This is a genomic window from Streptomyces sp. NPDC012474, assembly GCF_042955185.1.
Taxonomy (GTDB): Bacteria; Actinomycetota; Actinomycetes; order Streptomycetales; family Streptomycetaceae; genus Streptomyces; species Streptomyces cahuitamycinicus.
Window position 1 is genome coordinate 146,994 of the sequence record NZ_JBIBEP010000012.1, and the last position, 23,166, is coordinate 170,159.

25 protein-coding genes and 1 riboswitch are annotated in these 23,166 nt (G+C 72.6%); of the genes, 19 read left to right on the top strand and 6 right to left on the bottom strand.

Features of this window, described 5'->3' with window-relative positions:
* Positions 1-7: 7 nt before the first annotated feature.
* From ACFY9S_RS25280 to ACFY9S_RS25290, 3 genes are all read left to right on the top strand, one after another.
* Positions 8-316, top strand: coding sequence for a hypothetical protein (locus tag ACFY9S_RS25280; protein WP_030835441.1), 309 nt, complete (start codon positions 8-10; stop codon positions 314-316).
* A gap of 336 nt (positions 317-652) precedes the next feature.
* Positions 653-865, top strand: a riboswitch (cyclic di-AMP (ydaO/yuaA leader).
* Positions 866-868: 3 nt separating this feature from the next.
* Positions 869-1,342, top strand: a complete 474-nt coding sequence (locus ACFY9S_RS25285) for a C40 family peptidase (RefSeq protein WP_102909586.1) — start codon at positions 869-871, stop codon at positions 1,340-1,342.
* An 81-nt stretch (positions 1,343-1,423) separates the two neighbouring features.
* Positions 1,424-2,053, top strand: coding sequence for a DUF6328 family protein (locus ACFY9S_RS25290; protein ID WP_391132184.1), 630 nt, complete (start codon positions 1,424-1,426; stop codon positions 2,051-2,053).
* 116 nt (positions 2,054-2,169) lie between these two features.
* Here the strand turns inward: ACFY9S_RS25290 and ACFY9S_RS25295 are convergent, their stop codons facing one another.
* Complete coding sequence (locus ACFY9S_RS25295) at positions 2,170-2,649, bottom strand: ATP-binding protein (RefSeq protein WP_391132185.1); 480 nt, start codon at positions 2,647-2,649, stop codon at positions 2,170-2,172.
* Between the two features lie 212 nt (positions 2,650-2,861).
* Here ACFY9S_RS25295 and ACFY9S_RS25300 point away from each other — a divergent pair, with 212 nt between their 5' ends.
* Both ACFY9S_RS25300 and ACFY9S_RS25305 read left to right on the top strand, forming a co-directional pair.
* Positions 2,862-3,722, top strand: a complete 861-nt coding sequence (locus ACFY9S_RS25300; protein ID WP_391132187.1) for a Scr1 family TA system antitoxin-like transcriptional regulator — start codon at positions 2,862-2,864, stop codon at positions 3,720-3,722.
* Positions 3,723-3,731: 9 nt separating this feature from the next.
* The gene (locus ACFY9S_RS25305) at positions 3,732-3,962 is read left to right on the top strand and encodes a DUF397 domain-containing protein (RefSeq protein WP_102909590.1); all 231 of its coding nucleotides are present in this window, start codon (positions 3,732-3,734) and stop codon (positions 3,960-3,962) included.
* A gap of 51 nt (positions 3,963-4,013) precedes the next feature.
* On the opposite strand, the gene ACFY9S_RS25310 is transcribed toward ACFY9S_RS25305, so the two are convergent.
* Positions 4,014-5,141: an aminotransferase class I/II-fold pyridoxal phosphate-dependent enzyme gene (locus ACFY9S_RS25310; RefSeq protein ID WP_391132189.1), complete on the bottom strand. Its 1,128-nt coding sequence runs from the start codon at positions 5,139-5,141 to the stop codon at positions 4,014-4,016.
* Between the two features lie 150 nt (positions 5,142-5,291).
* Between ACFY9S_RS25310 and bioB the strand changes: the two genes are divergently transcribed.
* The 6 genes from bioB (at position 5,292) to ACFY9S_RS25340 (ending at position 11,152) form a co-directional block, all read left to right on the top strand.
* The gene (bioB, locus tag ACFY9S_RS25315) at positions 5,292-6,473 is read left to right on the top strand and encodes a biotin synthase BioB (RefSeq protein ID WP_391132191.1); all 1,182 of its coding nucleotides are present in this window, start codon (positions 5,292-5,294) and stop codon (positions 6,471-6,473) included.
* A complete protein-coding gene (locus tag ACFY9S_RS25320; RefSeq protein ID WP_391132193.1) occupies positions 6,466-7,746 on the top strand; it encodes an adenosylmethionine--8-amino-7-oxononanoate transaminase in 1,281 nt (426 codons plus the stop codon). Before bioB ends, ACFY9S_RS25320 begins: the two co-directional genes overlap by 8 nt.
* Position 7,747: 1 nt before the next feature.
* Positions 7,748-8,473, top strand: a complete 726-nt coding sequence (bioD, locus tag ACFY9S_RS25325; RefSeq protein ID WP_391132195.1) for a dethiobiotin synthase — start codon at positions 7,748-7,750, stop codon at positions 8,471-8,473.
* Between the two features lie 96 nt (positions 8,474-8,569).
* Entirely contained in the window at positions 8,570-9,469 is a 900-nt protein-coding gene (bla, locus tag ACFY9S_RS25330) for a class A beta-lactamase (RefSeq protein ID WP_391132197.1), read from the top strand.
* A 1-nt stretch (position 9,470) separates the two neighbouring features.
* Positions 9,471-10,406 carry an endonuclease/exonuclease/phosphatase family protein gene (locus ACFY9S_RS25335; RefSeq protein WP_391132199.1) on the top strand — a complete coding sequence of 312 codons (936 nt, stop codon included), beginning with the start codon at positions 9,471-9,473 and terminating at the stop codon, positions 10,404-10,406.
* A gap of 71 nt (positions 10,407-10,477) precedes the next feature.
* Positions 10,478-11,152 (top strand): methyltransferase domain-containing protein, encoded by a 675-nt coding sequence (locus ACFY9S_RS25340; protein WP_391132201.1) that lies wholly within the window; start codon positions 10,478-10,480, stop codon positions 11,150-11,152.
* 1 nt (position 11,153) lies between these two features.
* Here ACFY9S_RS25340 and ACFY9S_RS25345 read toward each other — a convergent pair whose 3' ends face one another.
* Positions 11,154-11,477 carry a fic family toxin-antitoxin system, toxin component gene (locus ACFY9S_RS25345; protein ID WP_391132203.1) on the bottom strand — a complete coding sequence of 108 codons (324 nt, stop codon included), beginning with the start codon at positions 11,475-11,477 and terminating at the stop codon, positions 11,154-11,156.
* A gap of 53 nt (positions 11,478-11,530) precedes the next feature.
* Here ACFY9S_RS25345 and ACFY9S_RS25350 point away from each other — a divergent pair, with 53 nt between their 5' ends.
* From ACFY9S_RS25350 to ACFY9S_RS25365, 4 genes are read left to right on the top strand one after another with little or no spacing between them, the layout of a single operon-like run.
* The gene (locus ACFY9S_RS25350; protein ID WP_391132205.1) at positions 11,531-12,346 is read left to right on the top strand and encodes an ATP-binding cassette domain-containing protein; all 816 of its coding nucleotides are present in this window, start codon (positions 11,531-11,533) and stop codon (positions 12,344-12,346) included.
* Between the two features lie 4 nt (positions 12,347-12,350).
* The gene (locus ACFY9S_RS25355; protein WP_391132207.1) at positions 12,351-14,921 is read left to right on the top strand and encodes an FtsX-like permease family protein; all 2,571 of its coding nucleotides are present in this window, start codon (positions 12,351-12,353) and stop codon (positions 14,919-14,921) included.
* Positions 14,922-14,965: 44 nt separating this feature from the next.
* Positions 14,966-15,856, top strand: coding sequence for a TIGR03621 family F420-dependent LLM class oxidoreductase (locus tag ACFY9S_RS25360; RefSeq protein WP_391132209.1), 891 nt, complete (start codon positions 14,966-14,968; stop codon positions 15,854-15,856).
* Positions 15,857-15,911: 55 nt separating this feature from the next.
* The gene (locus ACFY9S_RS25365) at positions 15,912-16,376 is read left to right on the top strand and encodes a GNAT family N-acetyltransferase (RefSeq protein ID WP_391132211.1); all 465 of its coding nucleotides are present in this window, start codon (positions 15,912-15,914) and stop codon (positions 16,374-16,376) included.
* A 265-nt stretch (positions 16,377-16,641) separates the two neighbouring features.
* On the opposite strand, the gene ACFY9S_RS25370 is transcribed toward ACFY9S_RS25365, so the two are convergent.
* The 3 genes from ACFY9S_RS25370 to ACFY9S_RS25380 are packed head-to-tail and all read right to left on the bottom strand — an operon-like array spanning position 16,642 to position 18,818.
* Positions 16,642-17,199, bottom strand: coding sequence for a TetR/AcrR family transcriptional regulator C-terminal ligand-binding domain-containing protein (locus ACFY9S_RS25370; protein WP_391132213.1), 558 nt, complete (start codon positions 17,197-17,199; stop codon positions 16,642-16,644).
* Between the two features lie 10 nt (positions 17,200-17,209).
* Positions 17,210-18,628 carry an amidase family protein gene (locus tag ACFY9S_RS25375; RefSeq protein WP_391132215.1) on the bottom strand — a complete coding sequence of 473 codons (1,419 nt, stop codon included), beginning with the start codon at positions 18,626-18,628 and terminating at the stop codon, positions 17,210-17,212.
* On the bottom strand, positions 18,615-18,818 hold the full coding sequence (locus ACFY9S_RS25380; protein ID WP_391132217.1) for a hypothetical protein: 204 nt from the start codon (positions 18,816-18,818) through the stop codon (positions 18,615-18,617). Before ACFY9S_RS25380 ends, ACFY9S_RS25375 begins: the two co-directional genes overlap by 14 nt.
* Positions 18,819-18,924: 106 nt before the next feature.
* Here ACFY9S_RS25380 and ACFY9S_RS25385 point away from each other — a divergent pair, with 106 nt between their 5' ends.
* From ACFY9S_RS25385 to ACFY9S_RS25400, 4 genes are all read left to right on the top strand, one after another.
* A complete protein-coding gene (locus ACFY9S_RS25385) occupies positions 18,925-19,815 on the top strand; it encodes an MBL fold metallo-hydrolase (RefSeq protein ID WP_391132218.1) in 891 nt (296 codons plus the stop codon).
* A gap of 157 nt (positions 19,816-19,972) precedes the next feature.
* On the top strand, positions 19,973-21,313 hold the full coding sequence (locus ACFY9S_RS25390) for a CNNM domain-containing protein (RefSeq protein WP_391132220.1): 1,341 nt from the start codon (positions 19,973-19,975) through the stop codon (positions 21,311-21,313).
* A complete protein-coding gene (locus ACFY9S_RS25395; RefSeq protein ID WP_391132222.1) occupies positions 21,310-22,323 on the top strand; it encodes a CNNM domain-containing protein in 1,014 nt (337 codons plus the stop codon). Before ACFY9S_RS25390 ends, ACFY9S_RS25395 begins: the two co-directional genes overlap by 4 nt.
* A gap of 62 nt (positions 22,324-22,385) precedes the next feature.
* Positions 22,386-23,165, top strand: a complete 780-nt coding sequence (locus tag ACFY9S_RS25400; RefSeq protein WP_391132224.1) for an SGNH/GDSL hydrolase family protein — start codon at positions 22,386-22,388, stop codon at positions 23,163-23,165.
* The last annotated feature ends 1 nt before the right edge of the window (position 23,166 follow it).

The window sequence follows — 23,166 nt, forward strand, 5'->3', positions numbered from 1 at the left end:
GGCCCCGGTGCTCCCGCCCGAACTGCCGCCACTGCCCGCCCTGACGCGCGCCGAGGCGGAACTGATCGACCGTTACCTCGACGTCGTCGACCTGCTCGGCCGCATCAACCCGGCCCAGGACGGCGACACCTACCGGGGGCTGCGCGCCGCCCAGGCCCTGGTCGGCAAGGCGACCGCACTGCGTGACGCATTGACCCTCATGCATCAGCGGGGCGAGACGGAACTGCACGCCGGCACCCTGGCCCGGGCGCTGCGGGTGCTGGACGGCGAACGGCGCACGGCCCGGCTCACCCTGCCCCCGGAGTCCGTCAGTTGACGCGGAACCGTCGGACCGGACACCCGCCCCGGCGCCGGAGCGTTCGCACGTGAGTCGAAACGGACCAAAAGACGTACCCCTGTTCGGAGTAGGCGGGAGACCGATTTTGGGACCGTTCCGGTTGCGCAACACGCGTGACCCACGGACGGAATGGGGCATTCCGCCGCAGGTCCGGACGCACGCGTGTACATGGACAGTGGCTCAAACGCACACGTGTCCACCCGAACGGGTGAGTGGTGAGTAACAACACAAATCCCCGGTTCCGTTGGGAAATCCGGACAGGCATGCGCCAAGATCCCTGTCTGACGACAAGCCCCCGCCGCTGTGGCGGGGCGATCCGGGCGGACGCCGAGTCCTGCCGCCGCCCGGATGACCGGTCGACAGGAGTGGATCGGCAGGAGTGGAGGACCCAAGCACGACGGGTCGCCGGGACGGTCACGCCATGACCTGACCCGAGCAGCCCTTGGGGTGAAGCCGCGTCAGCGGCCGGGCAACTTCGCCAGCCCGAATCCGACAGGTCATCCTTCACAGGCGGCTGACGAAGGGTTGCGCATGACTGCGCTCAATCGTGTCCCGTCGCTCATGGTCCGGGCCGGCACGGCCTCGGCGCTCACCATCGCCGCCGTGGGCGGCTCGATAGTGGCGCCCGGCTTCACCTCCGAGGCCGCGGCAGCCACACCGGCGACCAAGGCACTCAAGATCGCGGCTTCCAAGAAGGGTTCGCCTTACAAGTACGGGGCCATCGGTCCGCACCGGTTCGACTGCTCCGGGCTCACGCTCTACTCGTTCAAGAAGGCCGGCAAGAAGCTCCCCCGCACGGCTGCCCAGCAGTACAACAAGACGCGCCACATCTCCGCCAAGAACCGCAAGGCGGGCGACCTGGTGTTCTTCCACTCGGGCAGCAACGTGTACCACGTCGGTATCTACGCGGGTAAGAACAAGCTCTGGCACTCCCCGAAGAGCGGGGACGTGGTGCGGCTGCAGAAGATCTGGACCAAGAGCGTCTGGTACGGGCGCGTGAAGTGATCCGCCCGGCGTGCGGCGGCGTCCTGACGCGCCGCCGCACGCCGGAGCGTGACACGGGCTCACCTGGATACCCGTTGTCCCATGGCCGAGCACCGTCCCTGCACCGCGCGCAATGAGACTCCGCTGCAACGCGCCGACCGCAACTTCGTGGAACTGCTCCAGGAGCTCCGCGTCACCCAGACGGGCGTACAGATCCTCTTCGCCTTCCTGCTGTCGCTGGCGTTCACCTCGCGTTTCGAGGACCTCGACACGGTCCAGCGCGTCACCTACGTCATCACCCTGCTGCTGGCGGTCGTGGCAGCCGCGCTCTTCACCGCTCCGGCCGCGCTGCACCGCTCCCTCTTCCAGCAGGGCGCCAAGCCCCGCATCGTGCAGGTCTCCTCACGCCTGGCCACCACGGGCCTGAGCGTGCTGGTGTTCGCGTTCAGCGGTTCCGTGCTGCTGGTGGTCGACGTGACCACGGGCCGGGCCGGCGGTATCGCCGCGGGCGCCGCGACATTCCTGGTCTGTGTCGGCCTGTGGGGGCTGCTCCCGCGGCTGGTGCGGCGGGCGGGGCTGCGCCAGGAGGCGGACGGTACGGGCCGGACCGCCGTAGAGGAACCAGGCGAGGGCGACGTCAAGGCCCCCGCGCCGCTGCGGCACACCGTCAGGCAGCCGTCAGGGCTTCGAGGGGCGGCAGCACACCGGGAGGCGTCGGCACGGCCCCGGTGACGGCCCCTTACTCCGGCGGGTCCAAGGGCTCGGAGTGGGTGTCACAGCCGTGACGGTGGCCCGGATGCCGGTCGGGCGGGCCGGGGTGCGCGGAGGGCACCCGCTGGGGAGGTCTTTCAGGTCCTGCCGGGAGTGACTACGGCTCCTGCCGCACCGCCGTCGTCACCGGCCTGGACCGGGACGACCCACGGAAGTTCGATCGAGATGGTCTTGCCGCCCTCACGGGTGGGGCGGATGCGGAGTCTGCCGCCGCATTCCGCGGTCAGCCAGCGGATGATGACCAGGCCGCGGCCGTTGTCCTGCTGAACGGCGGCGGGCAGGCGTCTGGGGAAGCGCGGATGGCTGTCCGTGACACCGATGCGCAGGTGCTCGTCGCGGTCGAGCTCGACGTCCACGGTGAACGTGGGCGACTGACCGGAGGTGTGCAGCACGGCGTTGGTGGCGAGTTCGGAGATGATGAGCCGGACGGTGTCGGACACGTCCGTGTCCGCCGGCAGGCCCCACTCCGCCAGCGTGCCCACCACATAGGCACGCGCTGCGGAGACCGAGGCTGGATCGCTCGGCAGAGTGACGGATGCTTCCAAATGGTCTGCCATGGCGACGTCGTCCCTTTCCCACGGGACCACAGCCCGACACGGAGCGGATGGTTCGAGTACGGTCCCGGACTGGTGCTTCGTCGCCAGAGTGCCACCAGAACACCCGCGAAGGGCGGCGATCCACCAAGATATGCATATATCTGTCGCTCAAAGCGGTGAACTCTCCGACGCGAGACCGTATTTGGGTGGCTCGGAAGGAGTAAGGAGGAGCCATGCAGCACGGTCCCGCGGTGCGCCGCCGGAAACTGGGCGCCGAACTGCGTGCGCTGCGCACCTCGGCGGCGCTCACGAGCGGTGAGGCGGCCCGGCTGGTGGGCTGGCACCAGTCCAAGGTCAGCCGGATCGAGACGGGCACGAGCGGTGTGAAACCGGCCGACGTGCGGTTACTTCTCGACGCCTACGATGTGGCGGACGCCCAACTCCGGGACCTGCTCATGGCGTTGGCCGGTTCCGACGACAGCGGCGGCCGGCACCACTGGTGGCACGCCTACCGCGGGGTGCTGCCGCCGACCTACCGGGACTTCATCAGCCTGGAGTCCCAGGCCGGCGCGATGCGCACGCTGGAGACCACGGTCGTGCCGGGTCTGCTCCAGACGCCCGAGTACGCGCGTGCGGTGACGAGGGCGGCGGTGGAGGGGCTCCCCGAGGACCGGCTCGACACGCTGGTGGAGGTGCGGCTGGCCCGGCAGGACGTGCTGCGCGCCGACCCCCCGCTGAGACTCAGTGCCGTCCTGGACGAGGCGGTGCTGCGCCGGGAAGTGGGCGGACCCGGGGTCATGGCCCGCCAGCTGGAACGGCTGGTCGAGGCGGCCCGGCTGCCCCAAGTGCGCCTCCAGGTCCTGCCGTTCGCTGCCGGGGCACACATCGGTGTCACCGGCCCTTTCGTTATCTTCTCGTTTTCGAGCACTTCTGATCTGGATGTGGTTGTTCTCGACCACTTGACGAGTAGCCTCTACCTCGAACGGAAAGAAGACCTCCAGGCCTACACGGAGGCCTTCAACGCCCTTCAGATCCACGCCCTTTCGCCCGAGGACTCGTTGGATTTCATCGCCGGGACAGCCACCGGCGCGTAAGGAGGCACCATGCGTGCACTGCCTCGTCACGTCCCCTCAAGCACCGAACTGCACGGTGTGCGGTGGTTGCGCAGCAGCTACAGCACCGGCGCGAACAACTGCGTCGAGACCGCGTGTCCGGACGCCCCGCTCTGGGCCGGACTGCTCGCCGTGCGCGACTCCAAGGCCCCGGCCGGGCCCGCGCTGCTCTTCTCCCCGGGGAGCTGGGCTGCGTTCGCGGCCGGGGTCGACCGCATGTGACCGGATTCGGTCAGACCGTCATCGTGCGACCCACGGCCGTGTCACGCCGACTCATGGCCGCGTCTCGCCGATCAGCCGTACAGCGCGTTCGATCTGCTGACCGGTCAGGTCAGCCCGGGCGGTCAGCCTGAGCCGTGAGATGCCGTCGGGCACGGAGGGAGGACGGAAGCACCCCACGACCAGGCCCGCCGCGCGGCACCGTGCCGCCCAGTTCACGGCGTCCTCGGGAGAGGGCGCCCGCACCGAGACCACCGCGGCGTCCGGACGGACCGCTTCCAGACCCGCGGCGGTCAGGCGTGCGTGCAGTTCACCCGCCACCGCGCGGGCCCGTGCCGCCCGTTCCGGTTCACGGCGCAGCAGCCGCAGGGCCGACAGAGCCGCTCCGGCCGCGGCGGGGGCGAGTCCCGTGTCGAAGATGAACGTCCGGGCCGCGTTGACCAGGTGGTCGACGACCCGCGCGGGGCCGAGGACGGCTCCGCCCTGGCTGCCCAGCGACTTGGACAGCGTGACCGTCGCGACCACGTCGCCGGCGCCCGCGATTCCCGCCGCGTGGGGAGCGCCGCGCCCACCGTCGCCGAGGACGCCCAGACCGTGGGCGTCGTCGACGACCAGCCCGGCGCCGTGCTCCCGGCAGGCCCCGGCCAGCGCGGTGAGGGGCGCCGCGTCGCCGTCGACGGAGAAGACCGTGTCGGACACGGCGATCGCCGTGCCGTCGTGGGTCGCCAGCGCCTTGCACACGGCGTCCGGCTCGGCGTGCGCCACCACCTGGGTGGTGCCGCGGGCCAGCCGGCAGCCGTCGATGAGCGAGGCGTGGTTGCCCGCATCGGAGACGACCAGGGAGCCGTGCGGGGCCAGCGCGGTGACCGCGGCGAGGTTGGCGGCGTAGCCGGAGGAGAAGACGAGAGCCGCCTCGAAGCCGCAGAAATCGGCCAGTTCCCGCTCCAGTTCGGCGTGCAGTTCGGTGGTGCCGGTGACCAGCCGGGAGCCCGTCGAGCCGCCGCCCCAGGTCCACGCCGCCCGGGCCGCACCCTCGGTGATCTCGGGATGGCGGGCCAGCCCGAGGTAGTCGTTGCTCGCCAGGTCGAGGAGCGGCGAATCGGCCGGACGGGGGCGCAGAGTCCGAACGAGTCCGGCGCGGGCGCGCAGCTCCGCCTGCTCGTCGATCCAGCCGAACGCCATGGGTGGTCCTCCGGGGAATTTGTAGGCAGTGCACAGACACTAGCGGGGCGCCCAGCAGGTCAGTGTGTGGCGATACCCACACCTCGAAGGGACTCTCTTGTGCGAAGTCTCCTTGGCCCCGGACGCCTCCTTAGGACAGGATCGGCTTCCATGGACCTGCTGAACACGCTGGTGGACAAGGGGCTTCGGCGCGAGCTGCCGACCCGCGACGAGGCACTCGCCGTCCTCGCGACGTCCGACGACGACCTGCTCGATGTGGTGGCCGCGGCCGGAAAGGTGCGGCGGCACTGGTTCGGCCGACGGGTGAAACTGAACTATCTCGTCAATCTCAAGTCCGGTCTGTGTCCCGAGGACTGCTCGTACTGTTCGCAGCGGCTCGGCTCGACGGCCGGGATCCTGAAGTACACCTGGCTGAAACCCGGCCAGGCGTCCGACGCGGCGGCGGCCGGGGTGGCCGGAGGGGCCAAACGGGTGTGCCTGGTGGCCAGCGGGCGCGGCCCGACCGACCGGGACGTGGACCGGGTCTCCGAGACGATCAAGGCGATCAAGGACACCAACGAGGGCGTCGAGGTGTGCGCCTGCCTCGGACTGCTCTCCGAGGGCCAGGCGGAGCGGCTGCGCGAGGCCGGTGCCGACGCCTACAACCACAACCTCAACACGTCCGAGGCGACGTACGGGGAGATCACCACCACGCACACCTACGAGGACCGCGTCGACACCGTGCAGAAGGCGCACGCGGCCGGTCTGTCCGCCTGCTCCGGGCTGATCGCCGGCATGGGTGAGACGGACGAGGACCTGGTCGATGTCGTCTTCTCGCTGCGTGAGCTGGACCCGGACTCGGTTCCCGTCAACTTCCTGATCCCGTTCGAGGGCACTCCGCTGGGCAAGGAGTGGAACCTGACCCCGCAGCGGTGCCTCAGGATCCTGGCCATGACACGGTTCGTCTGCCCGGACGTCGAGGTGCGGATCGCGGGCGGGCGCGAGGTCCATCTGCGCACGATGCAGCCGCTCGCCCTGCACCTGGCCAACTCGATCTTCCTCGGCGACTACCTCACCAGCGAGGGCCAGGCCGGCAGGGCCGACCTGGAGATGATCGCGGACGCCGGGTTCGAGGTGGAGGGCACCGACCAGGTGACGCTGCCGGAGCACCGGGCCGCCGGCGGCGGCTGCCACGACGGTGGCGGAGTGTGCGGTTCCGAGGGTGGCGGGGCGTGCGCATCCGAGCCCGCGCCGCATGCCGCGCAGGACGGCCCGCACATCGCCGAGCCCCGGACCGACCTGGTCGCCGTGCGCCGCCGGGGCGCAGGGACGGACCTCGCGCCCAATGCCTGAGCCGGCGGTCGCCGAGCTGCTGGAGCTCGACCGGCGGCACGTGTGGCACCCGTACGGGCCGATGCCCGGGCGGCGGGAACCGCTCGTCGTGGAGTCGGCAAGCGGGGTGCGGCTGCGACTCGCCGACGGCTCGGGAGAGCTGGTCGACGGAATGTCGTCCTGGTGGTCGGCGATCCACGGCTACAACCACCCGGTGCTCAACGAGGCCGCCCGCGAGCAGCTCGGGCGGATGAGCCACGTGATGTTCGGCGGGCTCACCCACGAGCCCGCCGTACGGCTGGCGAAGCTCCTTGTCGACATGTCACCCCAGGGCCTTGAGCATGTGTTCCTCGCCGACTCGGGGTCGGTGTCGGTCGAGGTCGCGGTCAAGATGTGCCTGCAGTACTGGCGTTCGCTGGGCCGCCCGGGCAAGCAGCGGCTGCTGACCTGGCGCGGCGGTTACCACGGCGACACCTGGCAGCCCATGTCGGTGTGCGATCCCGAGGGCGGGATGCACGATCTGTGGACCGGGGTGCTCCAGCGCCAGGTGTTCGCCGATCCGCCCCCGGTGGAGTACGAAGAGGCGTACGCCGGGCAGCTGCGGTCGCTGATCGAGCGGCACTCCGGGGAACTGGCGGCGGTGATCGTCGAGCCGGTGGTGCAGGGCGCGGGCGGGATGCGGTTCCACTCCCCCGCGTATCTGCGGGTGCTGCGCGAGGCGTGCGACGCGCACGACGTGCTGCTGGTGTTCGACGAGATCGCGACCGGATTCGGTCGTACGGGCGCGATGTTCGCGGCGGAGCACGCCGCCGTGACCCCGGACGTGATGTGCGTGGGCAAGGCACTGACCGGCGGCTACCTGACGATGGCGGCGACCCTGTGCACCGCGCGGGTGGCCGACGGCATCTCGCGGGGCGAGGTGCCGGTGCTCGCGCACGGCCCGACGTTCATGGGCAATCCGCTGGCGGCGGCGGTGGCCTGCGCCTCGATCGAGCTGCTGCTCGGGCAGGACTGGCTCGCGGAGGTCAAGCGGATCGAGACGGCCCTGCGGGACGGGCTCTCGGCGGCCTCGCAGCTGCCGGGGGTGAAGGACGTGCGGGTGCTCGGCGCCATCGGGGTCGTGCAGCTGGACCACGCCGTGGACATGGAGGCGGCGACGGCGGCGGCCGTGCGCGAGGGCGTGTGGCTGCGGCCGTTCCGCGATCTGATCTACACCATGCCGCCGTACGTCACGGGCGACGCGGACCTGGCGCGGATCGCGCGGGCCGTGTGCGCGGCGGCGCGGGAGGGGTGACATGCCGGTACTGGTGATCACGGGCACGGGCACGGAGGTCGGCAAGACGGTCGTGACCGCCGCCGTCGCCGCGACGGCGCTGGCCGCCGGCCGTTCGGTGGCCGTACTGAAGGCCGCGCAGACGGGCGTGGGGCCCGACGAGCCCGGCGACGCCGACGAGGTGGCGCGCCTCGCGGGCCCGGTGACGACGGCGGAACTCGCCCGGTATCCCGAGCCGTTGGCGCCGGCCACGGCAGCGCGCCGGGCGGGCCGGGCTCCGGTCCATCCGCACGAGGTCGCGGAGGCCGCCGCCAAGCTGGCCACCGAGCACGACCTGGTGCTGGTCGAAGGGGCCGGCGGGCTGCTCGTCCGGTTCGACGCGGCCGGCGGCACCCTGGCGGACGCGGCCCGGCTGCTGTCGGCGCCGGTGCTGGTCGTGACCCCAGCGGGGCTCGGCACCCTGAACATGACGGAGCTGACGGCGCGTGAACTGCGCTCCCGGGGGCTGGACCTGGCCGGGATCGTGATCGGGAGCTGGCCCGCGGCCCCGGACCTCGCCGCCCGCTGCAATCTCGCGGACCTGCCGGACGTGGCCGGGGCCCCGCTGCTGGGCTCCGTCCCGGCCGGGTCGGGTGCCCTGCCTCCGGCGGGCTTCCGGGCGGCCGCGCCGCACTGGCTGGCGCCGCGGCTGGACGGCTCCTGGGACACGGATGCGTTCCGGGAGCGGGAGGCGCCCGGGGCGTTCTGAGCGTCCGGGCGGGCGCGCGGGCCGGCGCGCGGTGAAACCGGCGGGGGCGTGATCGCGTGTTGAAGTACGTACGTGATCACTTCCGAAGGGACCATCTTGCACACGAACGGATCACGCCCGTCCCGCCGTACAGCCCTCGCGCTGGGCACAGCCGCCGCCTTCTCGCTGGGCGGCGGCACGGCCCACGCGCTGCCCGCCGCCGGCGGCATCACGGCGCGGCTGCGGGACCTGGAGCGGGAGCACACCGCACGGCTGGGCGTGTACGCCCGCAACGTGCGCACGGGCCGGACGGTGACGTACCGGGCCGACGAGCTCTTCCCGATGGCCTCGGTGTTCAAGACGCTGGCCGCCGCGGCCGTCCTGCGCGACCTCGACCGCGACGGCGAGTTCCTGGCCCGGCGCGTCCACTACACGCAGGCCTACGTCGAGAAGTCCGGGTACTCCCCGATCACCGAGAAGCACGTCGCGCCCGGCATGACCGTCGGCGAACTGTGCGACGCCACCATCCGCTTCAGCGACAACACCGCGGGCAACCTGCTGCTGAAGGAGCTGGGCGGGCCGACCGCCATCACGCGCTTCGCCCGCTCGATCGGTGACCGGATCACCCGGCTCGACCGCTGGGAGCCCCAGCTCAACTCCGCCGAGCCGTGGCGGGTGACCGACACGACGACCCCGCGCGCCATCGGCCTGACCTACGCCCGGCTCGTGCTCGGATCCGCGCTGGCGCCCCGGGACCGCGCGCGGCTCACGGACTGGCTGCTGCGCAACACCACCAGCACCGAGAAGTTCCGCAAGGCCCTGCCCGCCGACTGGCTGATCGCCGACAAGACCGGCGGCGGGCGGTACGGCGGCAACAACGACGTGGGCATCACCTGGCCGCCGGACGGCCCGCCGATCGTGATGTCGGTGCTGACCACGCAGCCGGAGGAGGACGCTCCGGCGGACAATCCGCTGGTGGCCGGCGCCGCCGCCCTGCTTGCGGCGGAACTCGCCTAGCGTGGCCGTCGGCGGCAGAGCGTCGTGGGACGCCTGGCTGGTGAGCGGCGCCTGCGGTGTCGCCGGTCTGCTCGCCCTGCACTCGGCCGTGCCCAACGGGGCCGGGCGGCTGGGGAGCCTGCTGGAGACGTTTCTGCCGTGGCTGGGGCCGGCCGTGCCCGTGCTCGGCTGCGTCGCCCTGATCGCGCGGTCGAGGGCGGGGCTGCTCGCCTGCCTGGCGCCCGGGGCCGTGTGGCTCTGGATGTTCGGCGGGGTGTGGTTCTCCTCACCTCCGGGCTCCTACGACCTGACCGTCGTCCAGCACAACGTGGCCGACGACAACGCCGACCCCGCCGGCACCGCCCGGGCCCTGCTGGCCACGCGCGCCGGCCTGATCGCCGTGGAGGAGCTGACGCCCGCCGCGCGGCCCGCTTACCAGGGGGTCCTGGGCGCCTCCCATCCGCATCGGGCGGTCCGCGGGACGGTAGGGCTCTGGTCGGCGTATCCGCTCTCGGACGTGCGGCCCGTCGACATCCGGCCCGAGGGCTTCCCGGAGAGCTGGCGGCGGGCCCTGCGGGCGACGGTGTCCGCGCCCGGCGGCAGGATCGCGGTGTACGTGGTCCATCTGCCGTCCGTGCGCCTGGGCCCGACGGGGCTCGCCTCGGCGGCCCGGGACGAGAGCGCGGCCCTGCTCGGGGCCAGGATCGCAGCCGACCCGGCGGGCCGGCTGCTGGTGGTGGGCGACCTCAACGGCACGGTCCGGGACCGTGGCCTCGCCCCGCTCACCTCCCGGCTGCACGCTCCGCCCACGGGGTTCGCGTTCAGCTGGCCGGCCGGCCTGCCGGTGGCGAGGATCGACCAGGTGCTGGGGCGAGGGGTCGAGGTGGCGGAGGTGACGGCGCTGGAGGCCACCGGGAGCGACCACCTTCCGGTGCTGGGCCGCCTGCTCCTGCGGTAGCCGGCAGGGGTGCGCCGGGCCCGTCGCGGGGAGAATCGGGGTAGGGGGCCAGCCTCGCAGGGAGGTCTTCCATGCCGCTCCGCTCAGGAAAGGTGCCACGGGACGCCGTGCACCATCCGCTGTTCGCCCGCTGCTACGCCCGGGCCAGTGTGGCCGCCGAGACCCGGATGGGGGTGGGCCGCATACGCGAGAGACTGCTCGGCGGGCTGTCCGGGCGGGTGATCGAGATCGGCGCGGGCAACGGGCTGAACTTCGCGCACTACCCGGGCACCGTCGCGGAGGTCGTCGCCATCGAACCGGAGCGGCGGCTGCGGCACCTGGCCGTGGAGGCCGCCCTGCGCGCCGGGGTGCCGGTGGACGTCGTGCCGGGCGCGGCCGAGGCGCTGCCGGTCAAGAGCGAGGGCTTCGACGCGGCGGTGGTGTCGCTGGTGCTGTGCAGTGTGCGGGACGTGCCCCGGGCGCTCGGGGAACTGCGGCGGGTGCTGCGGCCGGGCGGCGAGGTGCGGTTCTTCGAGCACGGCCGGGGCGGCGGCCGTGCGATGACCTTCACACAACACGCGCTGGACCGGACGGTGTGGCCGGTGCTGAGCGGGGGCTGCCATGTGGCGCGGGAGCCGGTCCGGGCGCTGCGGGACGCCGGGTTCGAGCTCGGTCCCTACCGGCGGGTGCTCATGCCGGAACAGGGGCCGACGCTGCCCACCTCGTACTGCGTGCTCGGCACGGGGTGGCGCCCGACCGAAGGGTAGGTCACAGGCTCCACCGGCGCAGTTCCCGCTCGATGTCCCGGACGGACGCCTCGCCGCTCTTGACCAGCCGGGCGAGGTCGCGGACCTGCTCGGGCGAGGTGACGGCCTTGAGGCCGCCGGCGACGAGGTACGCGTAGGCGACGGCGGAGGCGAACAGGGCGTCGGAGCGCTCCAGGGCGGGGACGTGCAGGAGGAGCTGGAGCAGGGCGGCGGCGCGGGCGTGCGGGCTGTCGTAGACGGGGACGGCGAATACGGTGGCCTGATGGCGGGCGACGACAAGGGCGGAGTCCGACCCGCGGAGGATACCGAGTGTGGGCCGGGTCACATTACCCTCGGGCGGGACCATGAGGTCCTGACGTCCACCCAGAGGAGGCGGCCTTGTCCACACCTGCTGCGGAGCACGCTCCCGGCCTCGCGCCGGCCGACGGGATCGCGGCCCGCGCCCGCGGTCTCACCAAGGCGTACGGCTCGGGCGAGACGACCGTGCTGGCACTCGACTCGGTGGACGTGGACGTCGTCCGGGGCCGGTTCACCGCGGTGATGGGCCCGTCGGGCTCCGGGAAGTCCACGTTGATGCACTGTCTGGCGGGCCTCGACACCGTCTCGGCAGGTCAGGTCTGGCTGGGCGACACGGAGATCACGGGGCTGAGGGAGCGCGAGCTGACACGGCTGCGCCGCGACCGGATCGGCTTCATGTTCCAGTCGTTCAACCTCATCCCGACCCTGAACGCGCTGGAGAACATCACGCTGCCCATGGACATCGCGGGCCGGAAGCCCGACGAGGCATGGCTGGACCGGGTGATCGACACCCTGGGTCTGCGGGACCGGCTCGGGCACCGCCCGTCGCAGCTCTCCGGCGGGCAGCAGCAGCGCGTGGCCTGCGCGCGGGCGCTGGCGTCCCGGCCGGAGCTGATCTTCGCGGACGAGCCGACCGGCAACCTCGACTCCCGCGCCGGCCTGGAGGTGCTCGGCTTCCTGCGCGAGGCGGTGGACCAGCTCGGACAGACCGTCGTCATGGTCACCCACGACCCGGGCGCGGCCGCCCACTCGGACCTGGTGCTCTTCCTCGGGGACGGCCGGATCGTCGACGAGATGCGGCGCCCCACGGCGGAGGCGGTACTGGAGCGGATGAAGAGGTTCGACGTGATCCGCACCCGGTACGAGGACGCCCCGGCGTCGTCCGAGGAGAACTGAGCCCGTGCTCAAGGCGACCCTGCGGAGCTTCCTGGCGCACAAGGGGCGGCTGCTGCTCTCCGCGCTCGCCGTCCTGCTCTCGGTCGCGTTCGTCACGGGAAGCCTGATCTTCTCGGACACCGTCAGCCGCACGTTCGACCGGCTGTTCGCCTCCACCGCGGCGGATGTCACGGTCAGCCCGAAGGAGGACCTCGACGAGGCGGTGCCCTCCGGCCGGACGGCCACCCTGCCGGCCTCGCTCGCCGAACGGGTCCGGCGGCAGGTCGACGGAGTCGCGGCGGCCCGCGCCGACGTGAAGGTGAACGGTCTCACGGTCGTCGACGAGGAGAACCAGCCGGTGGGCCCGACCACCGGGGCACCGACGCTCGGCAACGCCTGGAGCCCGAACGAGCGCAGCCCGGTCGAGCTGAGTTCGGGCCACGCCCCGCGCGGTCCCGCCCAGGCCCTGATCGACTCCGAGACCGCCGACCGCAAGGACGTGCGCATCGGCGACGCCCTCACGGTCATCGCACCCCCCGGGTCGTTCGAGGTCCGAGTGGTCGGCATCGTCACGTTCAGGACCACGAACCCCGGCTCCGCGCAGCTCTACTTCGACACCGCCACCGCCCAGACGAAGCTGCTGGGCCGGCCGGGGACGGCCACCGGCATCTCGGTCGACGCGGCTCAGGGCGTCGGCGACGACCAGCTCAAGCGGCGCGTGGCCGGCGTGCTCGGTGCCCACACCTACGACTTCAGGACGGCCGACGAGCAGGCCGAGTCGGACGTCGAGCAGCTCGGCGGGTTCCTCGACGTGATCAAGTACGTGATGCTCGGCTTCGCCGGGATCGCCGTGCTCGTCGGCGTGTTCCTGATCGTCAACACCTTCTCCATGCTCATCGCCCAACGCACCCGTGAACTGGGCCTGCTGCGCGCGCTGGGCGCCGACCGGCGCCAGGTCCGCGCCTCGGTGCTCACCGAGGCCCTGCTGCTCGGGCTGGTCGGCTCCACCCTGGGGCTCGCCGCCGGCATCGGGCTCGCGGCCGGGCTGATCGAGCTGATGGGCCTGCTCGGCATGAACATCGACGCCGACGAGATGGAGATCGGCTGGGTGACACCGGTGGCGGCGTACGTCGTCGGGCTCGGCGTCACGTTCGTCGCCGCGTACCTCCCGGCGCGGCGGGCCGCGGGCGTCTCACCCATGGCCGCGCTCTCGGACGCCGAGGTCGCCGGAGTGGGCCGGCCGCTGCGGGCGCGCGCGGTGGCGGGCGCGATCGTCGGGGCGGCCGGTGCGGCGGCGCTCGCGGGCTGCGCGGTGTCGCGGCAGACCTCGTCGGCGGCGTCCCTGCTGGGGCTCGGTGTGGTGCTCACCCTCATCGCGACCGTGATCGCCGGGCCCCTGCTGGTGCGGCCGGTGATCCGGGTGCTGGGCGCGGCCTTCCCCGCGCTGTTCGGGTCGATCGGCCGGATGAGCCAGCGCAACGCCCTGCGCAACCCCCGCCGTACCGGGGCCACCGCCGCGGCCCTGATGGTGGGGATCGCCCTGGTGGGCGGGATGTCGGTGGCGAGCGAGTCGATGACCGCGTCGCTCGACCGGCAGATCGACAAGACACTGGGCGCCGACTTCGTGATCCAGAGCAGCAACTTCCAGCCGTTCCCACAGGAGGTCACCGACAAGGTGCGCGGCACCGACGGCGTGGGTCTCGTCGTGCGCGGGCGGTTCACACCGGTCGCGGTGCGGCTCCCGGACGGCGACCGTGTGGAGACCACCGCCGCGGGCTACGGTCCCCGGCTCGACGAGGTCGCCAACATCACCTACGCACAGGGTGACTCCGCGGCCGCGCTCGCGAGCGGACACCTGGCCATGGACCGGGACTTCGCACGCGACCACGGCGTGCGGGTGGGCAGCGCCCTCCCCGTGGAGTTCCCGGGCGGGCGCTCTGCCGAGCTGACGGTCGGCGCGCTCACCGACCAGGACTCCGCCGAGGGGTTCGGCACCCAGGGCGGGCTGTTCTTCGGGCTGGGCACCCTGGAGCGGTACGCGCCGGGCGGGCAGGACTCCGCGCTGTACGTCAACGCCGCGGGCGGCACGGGCGACCGCGACCTGCGCGCGAACCTGGAGGAGACGCTGGATCCGTACCCGCAGGTGCAGGTGCGCGACCTGGCCGACTACAAGCGGCTGGTCCACGACCAGATCGCCGTTCTGCTGTACCTCGTGTACGCGCTGCTGGGGCTGGCGATCATCATCGCGGTGCTGGGCGTGGTCAACACCTTGGCATTGTCGGTCGTCGAACGCACCCGGGAGATCGGGCTGTTGCGGGCGATCGGGCTGGCCCGGCGGCAGCTGCGGCGGATGATCCGGCTGGAGTCGGTGGTGATCGCCGTGTTCGGCGCGGTCCTCGGGCTCGCCCTGGGACTGGTGTGGGGTGTGTGCATGCAGCAGGTGCTGGCGCTCCAGGGGATGACGGCCCTGGCGATCCCGTGGCTGACGATCGTGCTGGTGGTGGTCGGCTCGGTGGTGGTCGGGATCGTGGCGGCACTGTTGCCGGCGCTGCGCGCGTCCCGCATGAACGTGCTGGCGGCCATCGCGCACGAGTGATGGAATCGCGGGGTACTCAACTGGCTTGTGTGTGAGGAGAGTTCATGCCGCGTCCGTTCCGCTTCGGGGTCAATCTGATCGAGCCCGCGTCCGCAGAGGAGTGGCGCGCCAAGTGCCGCCGGGCCGAGGAGCTGGGTTACGACGTGATCCTCGTGCCCGACCATCTGGGCATGCCCGCGCCCTTCCCGGCGCTGGTCGCGGCGGCCCAGGCGACCGAGCGCCCGAGGGTCGGCACCTTCACGCTCAACGCGGGTTTCTGGAACCCGACGTTGCTGGCCCGTGAGGTGGCCACGGCGGACGCGCTGACGGGCGGTCGCCTGGAACTCGGGCTCGGCACCGGCTACGTGCGGGAGGAGCACGAGACGGCCGGGCTGCCGTTCGGCTCGCCGGGCGAGCGGGTGGACCATCTGCGGCGCACCGTCGAGGAGTTGGAGCGACTGCTCGATTCGGGAGAGCACCGGCCGCAGACGGTGCAGCGGCCGCGGGTGCCGCTGCTGATCGGCGGGAACGGCGACCGGATGCTGCGGCTGAGCGCCGAGCACGCGGACATCGCGGCGTTCACCGGGGCACGTACGGCTGCGGGCAGCACCACCGGGCAGCTGACGCCGATCACCGCGGACGAGCTCGAAGAACGCGTGGCGCGGTACCTGAGGTTCGCCGAGCACCGTGAGGTACCGCCCGAGCTGAACCTGCTGGTGCAGATGGTGATCGGCACCGAGGACCGCGAGGCCGCGGTGCGGCCGTTCCTGGAACTCGTTCCGGGCATGACGGTCGATCAGGTGCTGCGCCTTCCCGTCTGCCTGGTCGGCACCCCCGACGAACTCGCGGAGCAGGTCCTCGCCCGGCGCGAGCGCTACGGCTTCACGTATCTGACCGTCCTGGAGCCCTGCATGGAGGTGTTCGCACCGGTCATGGCGCGGGTGCGCGGGGCCTGACGTCCGCATGGTGAAATGCCGGGCCGCGGCTCGCCGTGCGTGCTGTGATCGCCCCATGACCACCTTGCGCATCCGGGCCGCGACGCCCGACGACCTCGACGCCGTGCTGGCGTTCTGGAAGGTCGCCGCCGAAGGCACGAGCATCAGTGACGACCGCGGCGGCGTGGAGCGACTGGTCGCACGCGACCCCGAGGCGCTGCTCCTGGCCATGAGGGTCCCCCCTGCTCGAGCGGGTTCGAGCGCTCGGGGGAGGGACGGTGAGCTGGCGGGCACGGTGATCGCGGGGTTCGACGGCTGGCGATGCCATCTCTACCGGCTGGCCGTGCACCCGGACCTCCGCCGTCAGGGCATCGCCTCCGCGCTGCTCGCCGCAGCGGAGGAACGTTTCGTCCGGCTCGGCGGGCGCCGCGCCGACGCGATGGTGCTCACGCGCAACGAGACCGCGCACCGGACGTGGAGTGCCGTCGGCTACGGGCCCGAGGAGCGATGGCGGCGCTGGGTGAAGCCCCTCACCGACTAGGAGCGTCCGCGAACTCGCGTCGTCCGCCCCGAGGGGCAGGCCCGGGACGGAGGCGCCCCCGAACTCGCGTCGTACAGCCCGGGGGCAGGCCCGGGACGGAGGCGCCCCCGAACTCGCGTCGTACAGCCCGGGGGCGGGCTCGGGACGGAGGCGCCCCCGGGCACAAGCGGACGCCCCGGGGCGTCCGGTGTGTGCCCTCGGCGTGCCGGGCCTCGTGGGGCGTCGGGGCTTTGCGGACACCCCGCAGGTCTGCCCCGGCGCCCGGTCAGGCTCCGCCCAGGGCTCGGGCCACGAGCCGCTGGGCGCAGGCGGCGTCGAGGCCCGCCGGGCGGAAGAGGATGCGGTACATCAGGGGCGCGACGACCTCGTCGATGACCGTCTCGACGTCGGGTGCCCGCTCGCCGCGCCCGGTCGCGCGGGCGAGGATGACGTCGATCTGCTCGGCGGCGTATGCCGAGCACCGGCCGGCGTTGCCGCCGTCCGGGTCGCCGAGCAGGGCGTCACGGATGTAGGCGCGGCCGGTGGGCGAGGCCATCTCGTCGAGGAACTGCTCGGCCCAGGCCGTCAGGTCGGCCGGCAGGGCGCCGTGGTCCACGGGGGTGGTGTCGGGCCGCAGTCGCTCGACCGCGACGTCCGACAACAGCGTCTGCAGGTCACCCCAGCGGCGGTAGACCGTCGACGGGGTCACGCCGGCGCGTTGGGCGATCAACGGGACGGTCAGAGCGTCCCGGCCCCGCTCCGCGGCCAGTTCGCGCACGGCGGCGTGCACCGACGCCTGGACCCGGGCGCTGCGTCCGCCGGGACGCACCATCTGCCTGCTCATGCCGGTCACCCTAGAGCCCGTGCGTGGCGTCCGGCGCGGGCGCCGCGGGGGCGAGCTCGCGGGCGGGCCGGGTCTGCTCGTAGGCGTGGCCGGCCCGCAGGATCAGGCTCTCTTCGAGCGGCCGTCCCATGAGTTGCATGCCGATCGGGAGGCCGGCCGTGTCGTGGCCGACCGGCACGGTCAGGGACGGCACGCCGGTGATGTTGGCCGGGGCGGAGAGCCGTACGAAGGCGTCGGACACGCCCTCGACGGTACCGTCGTCCCAGGTGATGGTCTCCTGCCCGGCCTCGACCGCGGTGGCCGGGAGAGTGGGGGCGGCGATCAGGTCGACGTCGCGCAGCATGCGCGCCCACTCCTGCCCCATGAGGGTGCGGGCACGCTGCGCGCGCAGATGGTCCCCGGCGGGCATCAGTTCGCCGGCCTCCAGGAGGACGCGGACGTCGGCCTGGTACAGCTCCGGGACCGTGCGCAGGGTGGCCTCGTGATAGGCGGTGGCCTCGGGAACCATCAGGCCCCACTGGGTGGCCTGGATGTAGCGGGTCATGGGGATGTCGACCTCGACGAGGCGTGCGCCGAGGGTCTGCAGTGAGTCGATCGCGTGCCGGACGGCGGCTTCCACCTCCGCGTCGACGTGGTCGAAGTAGTAGGTGCGTGGCACGCCGATCCGCACCCCGGTCAGGTCCGTGCCGGGGCCCGGCCGGTGGTTCACGGCCGGTGCGGGCAGGGAGGCGGGGTCGCGGGGGTCGTGGCCGGCCAGGGCGGTGAGGACCAGGGCCGCGTCCTCGGCGGTGCGGGTGATCGGGCCGACATGGTCCAGCGACCAGGACAGGGACGTCACACCGTGGCGTGGGACGAGGCCGTAGGTGGGCTTGAGGCCGACGACCCCGTTGAGCGCGGCGGGCACCCGGATCGATCCGCCGGTGTCGGTGCCCAGGGCGAAGGTGGCGGTGCCCGCGGCGACGGCGACGGCGGAGCCCCCGCTGGAGCCTCCGGCCACCCGGTCGGGGTCCCAGGCGTTGCCGGTCTGCGGGGTGGTCAGCCCGTACGCGAACTCGTGCGTGTGGGTCTTGCCGACCAGGACGGCTCCGGCCGCGGACAGGCGGGCGGCCACGGTGCTGTCGGCCCGCGCCCGGTGGCCTGCCCTGACCCGGGAGCTGGCGGATGTCGCCTCGCCCGCGACGTCGATCAGGTCCTTCAGGCCCATCGGGACGCCGTGCAGCGGACCGCGGTGCCGGCCGGCCGCGATGTCGTCCGCGGCCTCACGCGCGGCCCGGCGGGCCCGCTCGGCGGTGACGGTGGCGTAGGCCCGGTGGCGCGGCTCCGTCTGTTCGACGCGATCCAGCACGGAGTCGACCAGCTCGACGGGCGACAGCCGCCGGGTCCGGATCGCGTCGGCGGCGGCGGTGAGGGTCAGTTCATACGGCTGCATCGCGCGTCTCCTGTGCCACGCGGTAGGCGGGGGCGGGCGGGGTGTCCCCGAAGTCCAGCTCGCGCAGGACCGCGACGACGTGGCGGATGTGGTCGGCGGTGGCCGCGACGGCGGCGTGGCGGTCGGCGGGCAGGACCAGCCCGGCGCGGTGGGCCCAGCGGGCCGCCTCCGAGGGCGTGAGGTCGGGCATGTGGCTCCCGTTCTGCTGACAAAGGCTAACTGTTTGCGTTAGTGGAGCATAGGACCTACCGTCGACTTAACGCAAACGGATTGCGTTAAGCATCGAAGGAGGATCCTTGACCACCGCCGATCACTGGACCGTGGGCGACGTGACCGTCCACCGCGTCGACGAGGTCCCCCTGCCGCCCGCCACCGGCCCCTGGCTGCTCCCCGACGCCACCCCGGAGGTCGTCGCCGGACACGAGTGGCTGCGCCCGGGCTTCGCCGACGAGGAGGGCGTTCTGCGCCTCGACAGCCACAGCTTCGCGTTCACCGTCGACGGTGCGCGAGTCCTGGTGGACACCGGCATCGGCAACGGCAAGGAGCGGGCCAACCCCGCCTGGCACGACCTCGACACCGACTACCTGCAGCGGCTCACCGCCGCCGGATTCCACCCGGACTCGGTCGACCTGGTGATCCTCACCCACCTGCACGCCGACCACGTCGGCTGGAACACCCGGGCGACCGACGGCGCGTGGCTGCCCACCTTTCCCGGCGCCCGCTACGTGACCTCCCGTGTCGAGCGCGAGTTCTGGGCCGGGTACGCCATGGACGAAGCGCGCCGACAGCTGTTTCGCGACTCGGTGATCCCGGTGGAGGAGGCGGGACTCCTCGACCTCCTCGACATCCCCGCCGAGGGCACCGAAGTCGCTCCGGGCGTGCGCCTCGTCCCCACCCCGGGCCACACTCCGGGCCATGTCGCCGTCGAACTGACCAGCCGCGGACGCACCGCGATGATCACCGGCGACTGCGTCCACCACCCCGTCCAGCTCGCCGCCCCCGGCGTCGGCGCCTGCGTCGACATCGATCCCGTGCGGTCCGAGGCCTCCCGCCGAGAGCTCCTCGGCTCGCTCGCCGGCACCGACACCCTCCTCCTGGGCACCCACTTCGCCCCGCCCACCGCCGGTTACGTCGTGGCCCACGAAGGCGCCTACCGCCTCTCGCCGACGCCCGCGGGTTCCCTCTGAGCACCCCCCACGGAAGGACTTTGCCCATCCTTTACCCTTGAATGGCCACTCGGTCCTGCATGAAAGGTTGTGAGCGTCCGCCCATGGGCGACCCTCCCCGTGCGCGACACCGCGCGTTCCGCCCCGTCCTGGAGAACCATGGAACGGGGGTGAACCGATGACCGAAGTGCTCCTCCTCCTGGCGGCGATCGCGCTCTCGCTCGCCTGCGGCGCCTTCGTGGCGGCCGAGTTCTCCCTCACCACGGTCGAGCGCGCCGAGCTGGAGCGCGCCGTCGAGCGCGGTGACCGGGGCGCGCAGGGGGCGCTGAAGGCCGTACGGAGTCTGACGTTCCAGCTCTCCGGTGCGCAGCTCGGCATCACCGTCACGAACCTGGTGGTCGGCATGCTCGCCGAGCCGTCGATCGCCGCCCTGATCGCCGGGCCGCTGGAGGACCTCGGCGTCTCGCGCTCGGCGTCGCACAGCATCGCGCTGGTGCTCGGCACGGCCGCGTCGACGGTGTTCCTGATGGTCGTCGGCGAGCTGGTGCCCAAGAACTGGGCGATCTCCTCGCCGCTGACCGTCGCGAAGACCGTGGGCAACGCGCAGCGCGGGTTCAGCGCCGTGTTCCGGCCGTTCATCACGCACCTCAACAACACGGCGAACCGGGTCGTGCGGCGGATCGGCGTCGAGCCCGCCGAGGAACTGGCCTCGGCGCGCGGGCCCCAGGAGCTGGCCGCCCTCGCCCGGCACTCCGCCAAGGAGGGCGTTCTGGAGCCGGACACCGCCGAGCTGTTCGTACGCACGCTGAACCTCGCCGACCTGACCGCGGAGAACGTGATGACGCCCCGGGTGCAGGTCGTCGCACTGGAGGTGCAGGCCACCCTGGAGGACGTGGCGAACGCGACCCGGGCGACCGGCCTGTCCCGGTTCCCCGTCTACCGCGGGACTCTCGACTCGGTCGTCGGAACGGCCCACGTCAAGGACGTGCTGGCGGTGCCGGCCGAGCGCCGGACCCGGATCTACGTCTCCGAGCTGATGCGCGAGCCGCTGCTGGTCCCGGAGACCCTCACCGTCGACCGGCTCCTGGACCGGCTGTCCGGCAAGCGCACGATGGCCGTGGTGATCGACGAGTACGGCGGCACGGCGGGAGTGGCCACGCTGGAGGACATCGTCGAGGAGGTCGTCGGCGAAGTGCGCGACGAGCACGACCCGCACGAGTCCCCCGACCTGGCCGCGGCCGGCACCGACGAGAGCGGGCACGCCCTGTACTCGGCCGACGGCTCCGCGCGCGTGGACCAGCTGGAGCGGATCGGGCTGCGCACACCGGAAGGACCCTACGAGACACTCGCCGGACTGGTGGCGACGGTGCTCGGGCGGATACCGGCCGCCGGTGACACCCTCCAGGTCGCCGGCTGGCACCTGGAGGTCCTGGACGCGACGGGGCGCCGGGCCGCCCGCGTCCGGCTGCGCGCACCGCTCGACGACCGGAAGCCCGACGAGAAGGGAGTGGAGCTGTGACCGCCGTCCAGCTGCTGATCGGTCTGGCGACGCTCGTCGTCAACGCCTTCTTCGTCGGCGCCGAGTTCGCGCTGATCTCGGTGCGCCGCAGCCAGATCGAGCCCTACGCCGACCGGGGCGACCGGCGCGCCAAGAGCGTGCTGTGGGGCCTGGAGCACGTGTCCGCGCTGATGGCGGCCGCCCAGCTCGGCATCACGCTGTGCACGCTGGTGCTGGGCGTGGTGGCCGAGCCGGCGATCGCGCATCTGCTGGAGCCGGCGTTCCACGCGATGGGTGTGCCCGAGGGCGCGGGTCACGCGGTGTCCTTCGTGATCGCGCTGTCCCTCGCGACGTATCTGCACATGCTGCTCGGCGAGATGGTCCCGAAGAACATCGCGCTCGCCGAGCCGGTGCGCAGCGCGCTGGCGCTCGGACCGCCCCTGGTAGCGCTGTCCCGGGCGCTGCGCCCGGTGATCTTCACGGTGAACGCGTTCGCCAACGCGCTGCTCAAGCTGCTGCGCGTTCAGGCCCGGGAAGAGGTGGCCGCCTCCTACTCGGACGCGCAGATAGCGCAGATCGTGAAGGACTCCGGCGAGGCGGGGCTGATCGACGACCGTGCCCAGGAGCGGCTGCGCGACGCGCTGGAGCTGGGCCGCCGTGTGGTGCGGGACGTGGTGCTGCCGCTGGAACACGTGGAGTACGCGAGTGTGGGCGTCACTCCGGAGGAGCTGGAGCGGCTGTCGGCCGAGTCGGGGTTCTCCCGCTTCCCGGTGGTGGACGAGGGGCGGCGGATCGTCGGCTACCTGCATGTGAAGGACGCCCTGGACGCCGCCGGGCGCGACGTGCCGTTCCGGCTGCGGGACATGCGCCCCATCGCACGGGTGCGGGAACACACCCCGCTGGACGACGTCCTCACCGCGATGCGGAGCAGCCGAACGCACCTCGCGGCCGTCCTCGGGTCGGACGGGCGGCTGGCCGGCCTCGTGACCATGGAGGACGTGCTGCGGGAGCTGTTCGGCCGGCGGGTGTGAGGACCGGGTTCGCGGGACCGACCGACTGACGGGTATGTGCACGGGATACCATTTCCGTCGCCATGCAGACGAACCCCACCTACAGCAGCCTGGTCGCGGTCGGCGACTCCTTCACCGAGGGCATGTCGGACCTCCTGCCCGACGGCACCTACCGAGGCTGGGCGGACCTGCTCGCCGCGCGGATGGCGGCCCGTACGCCCGGCTTCCGGTACGCCAACCTCGCGGTGCGCGGCAAGCTGATCCAGCAGATCGTCGACGAGCAGGTCGACGTCGCGGCGGCCATGGGAGCCGACGTGATCACCCTGGTCGGCGGCCTCAACGACACCCTGCGGCCCAAGTGCGACATGGGCCGGGTGCGCGCGCTCCTGGAGGAGGCCGTGGAGAAGCTGGCCCCCGCGTGCCGTCAGCTCGTGCTGATGCGCAGCCCGGGCCGGCAGGGCCCCGTCCTGGAGCGGTTCCGGTCGCGCATGGAGGAGCTGTTCGCCTGTGTCGACGAGCTGGCCGCCCGGCACGGCGCGATCGTCGTCGACCTGTACGGCGCGCCGTCCCTGAGCGACCCGCGGATGTGGGACGTGGACCGTCTGCACCTGACGGCCGAGGGTCACCGCCGGGTCGCGGAGGCGGTGTGGCAGACGCTGGGCCATGACCCCGAGGACGCCGACTGGCACACTCCGTTGCCGGCGACGCTGCCGCCGGGCTGGGTCATGCGGCGCGTGGGGGACGCACGCTTCGCCCGGCAGCACCTGCTGCCGTGGATAGGCCGCCGTCTGACGGGCCGCTCCTCCGGCGACGGCCTCCCGCCCAAGCGGCCGGAGCTGCTGCCGTACGAAGACCTGGCGTAGC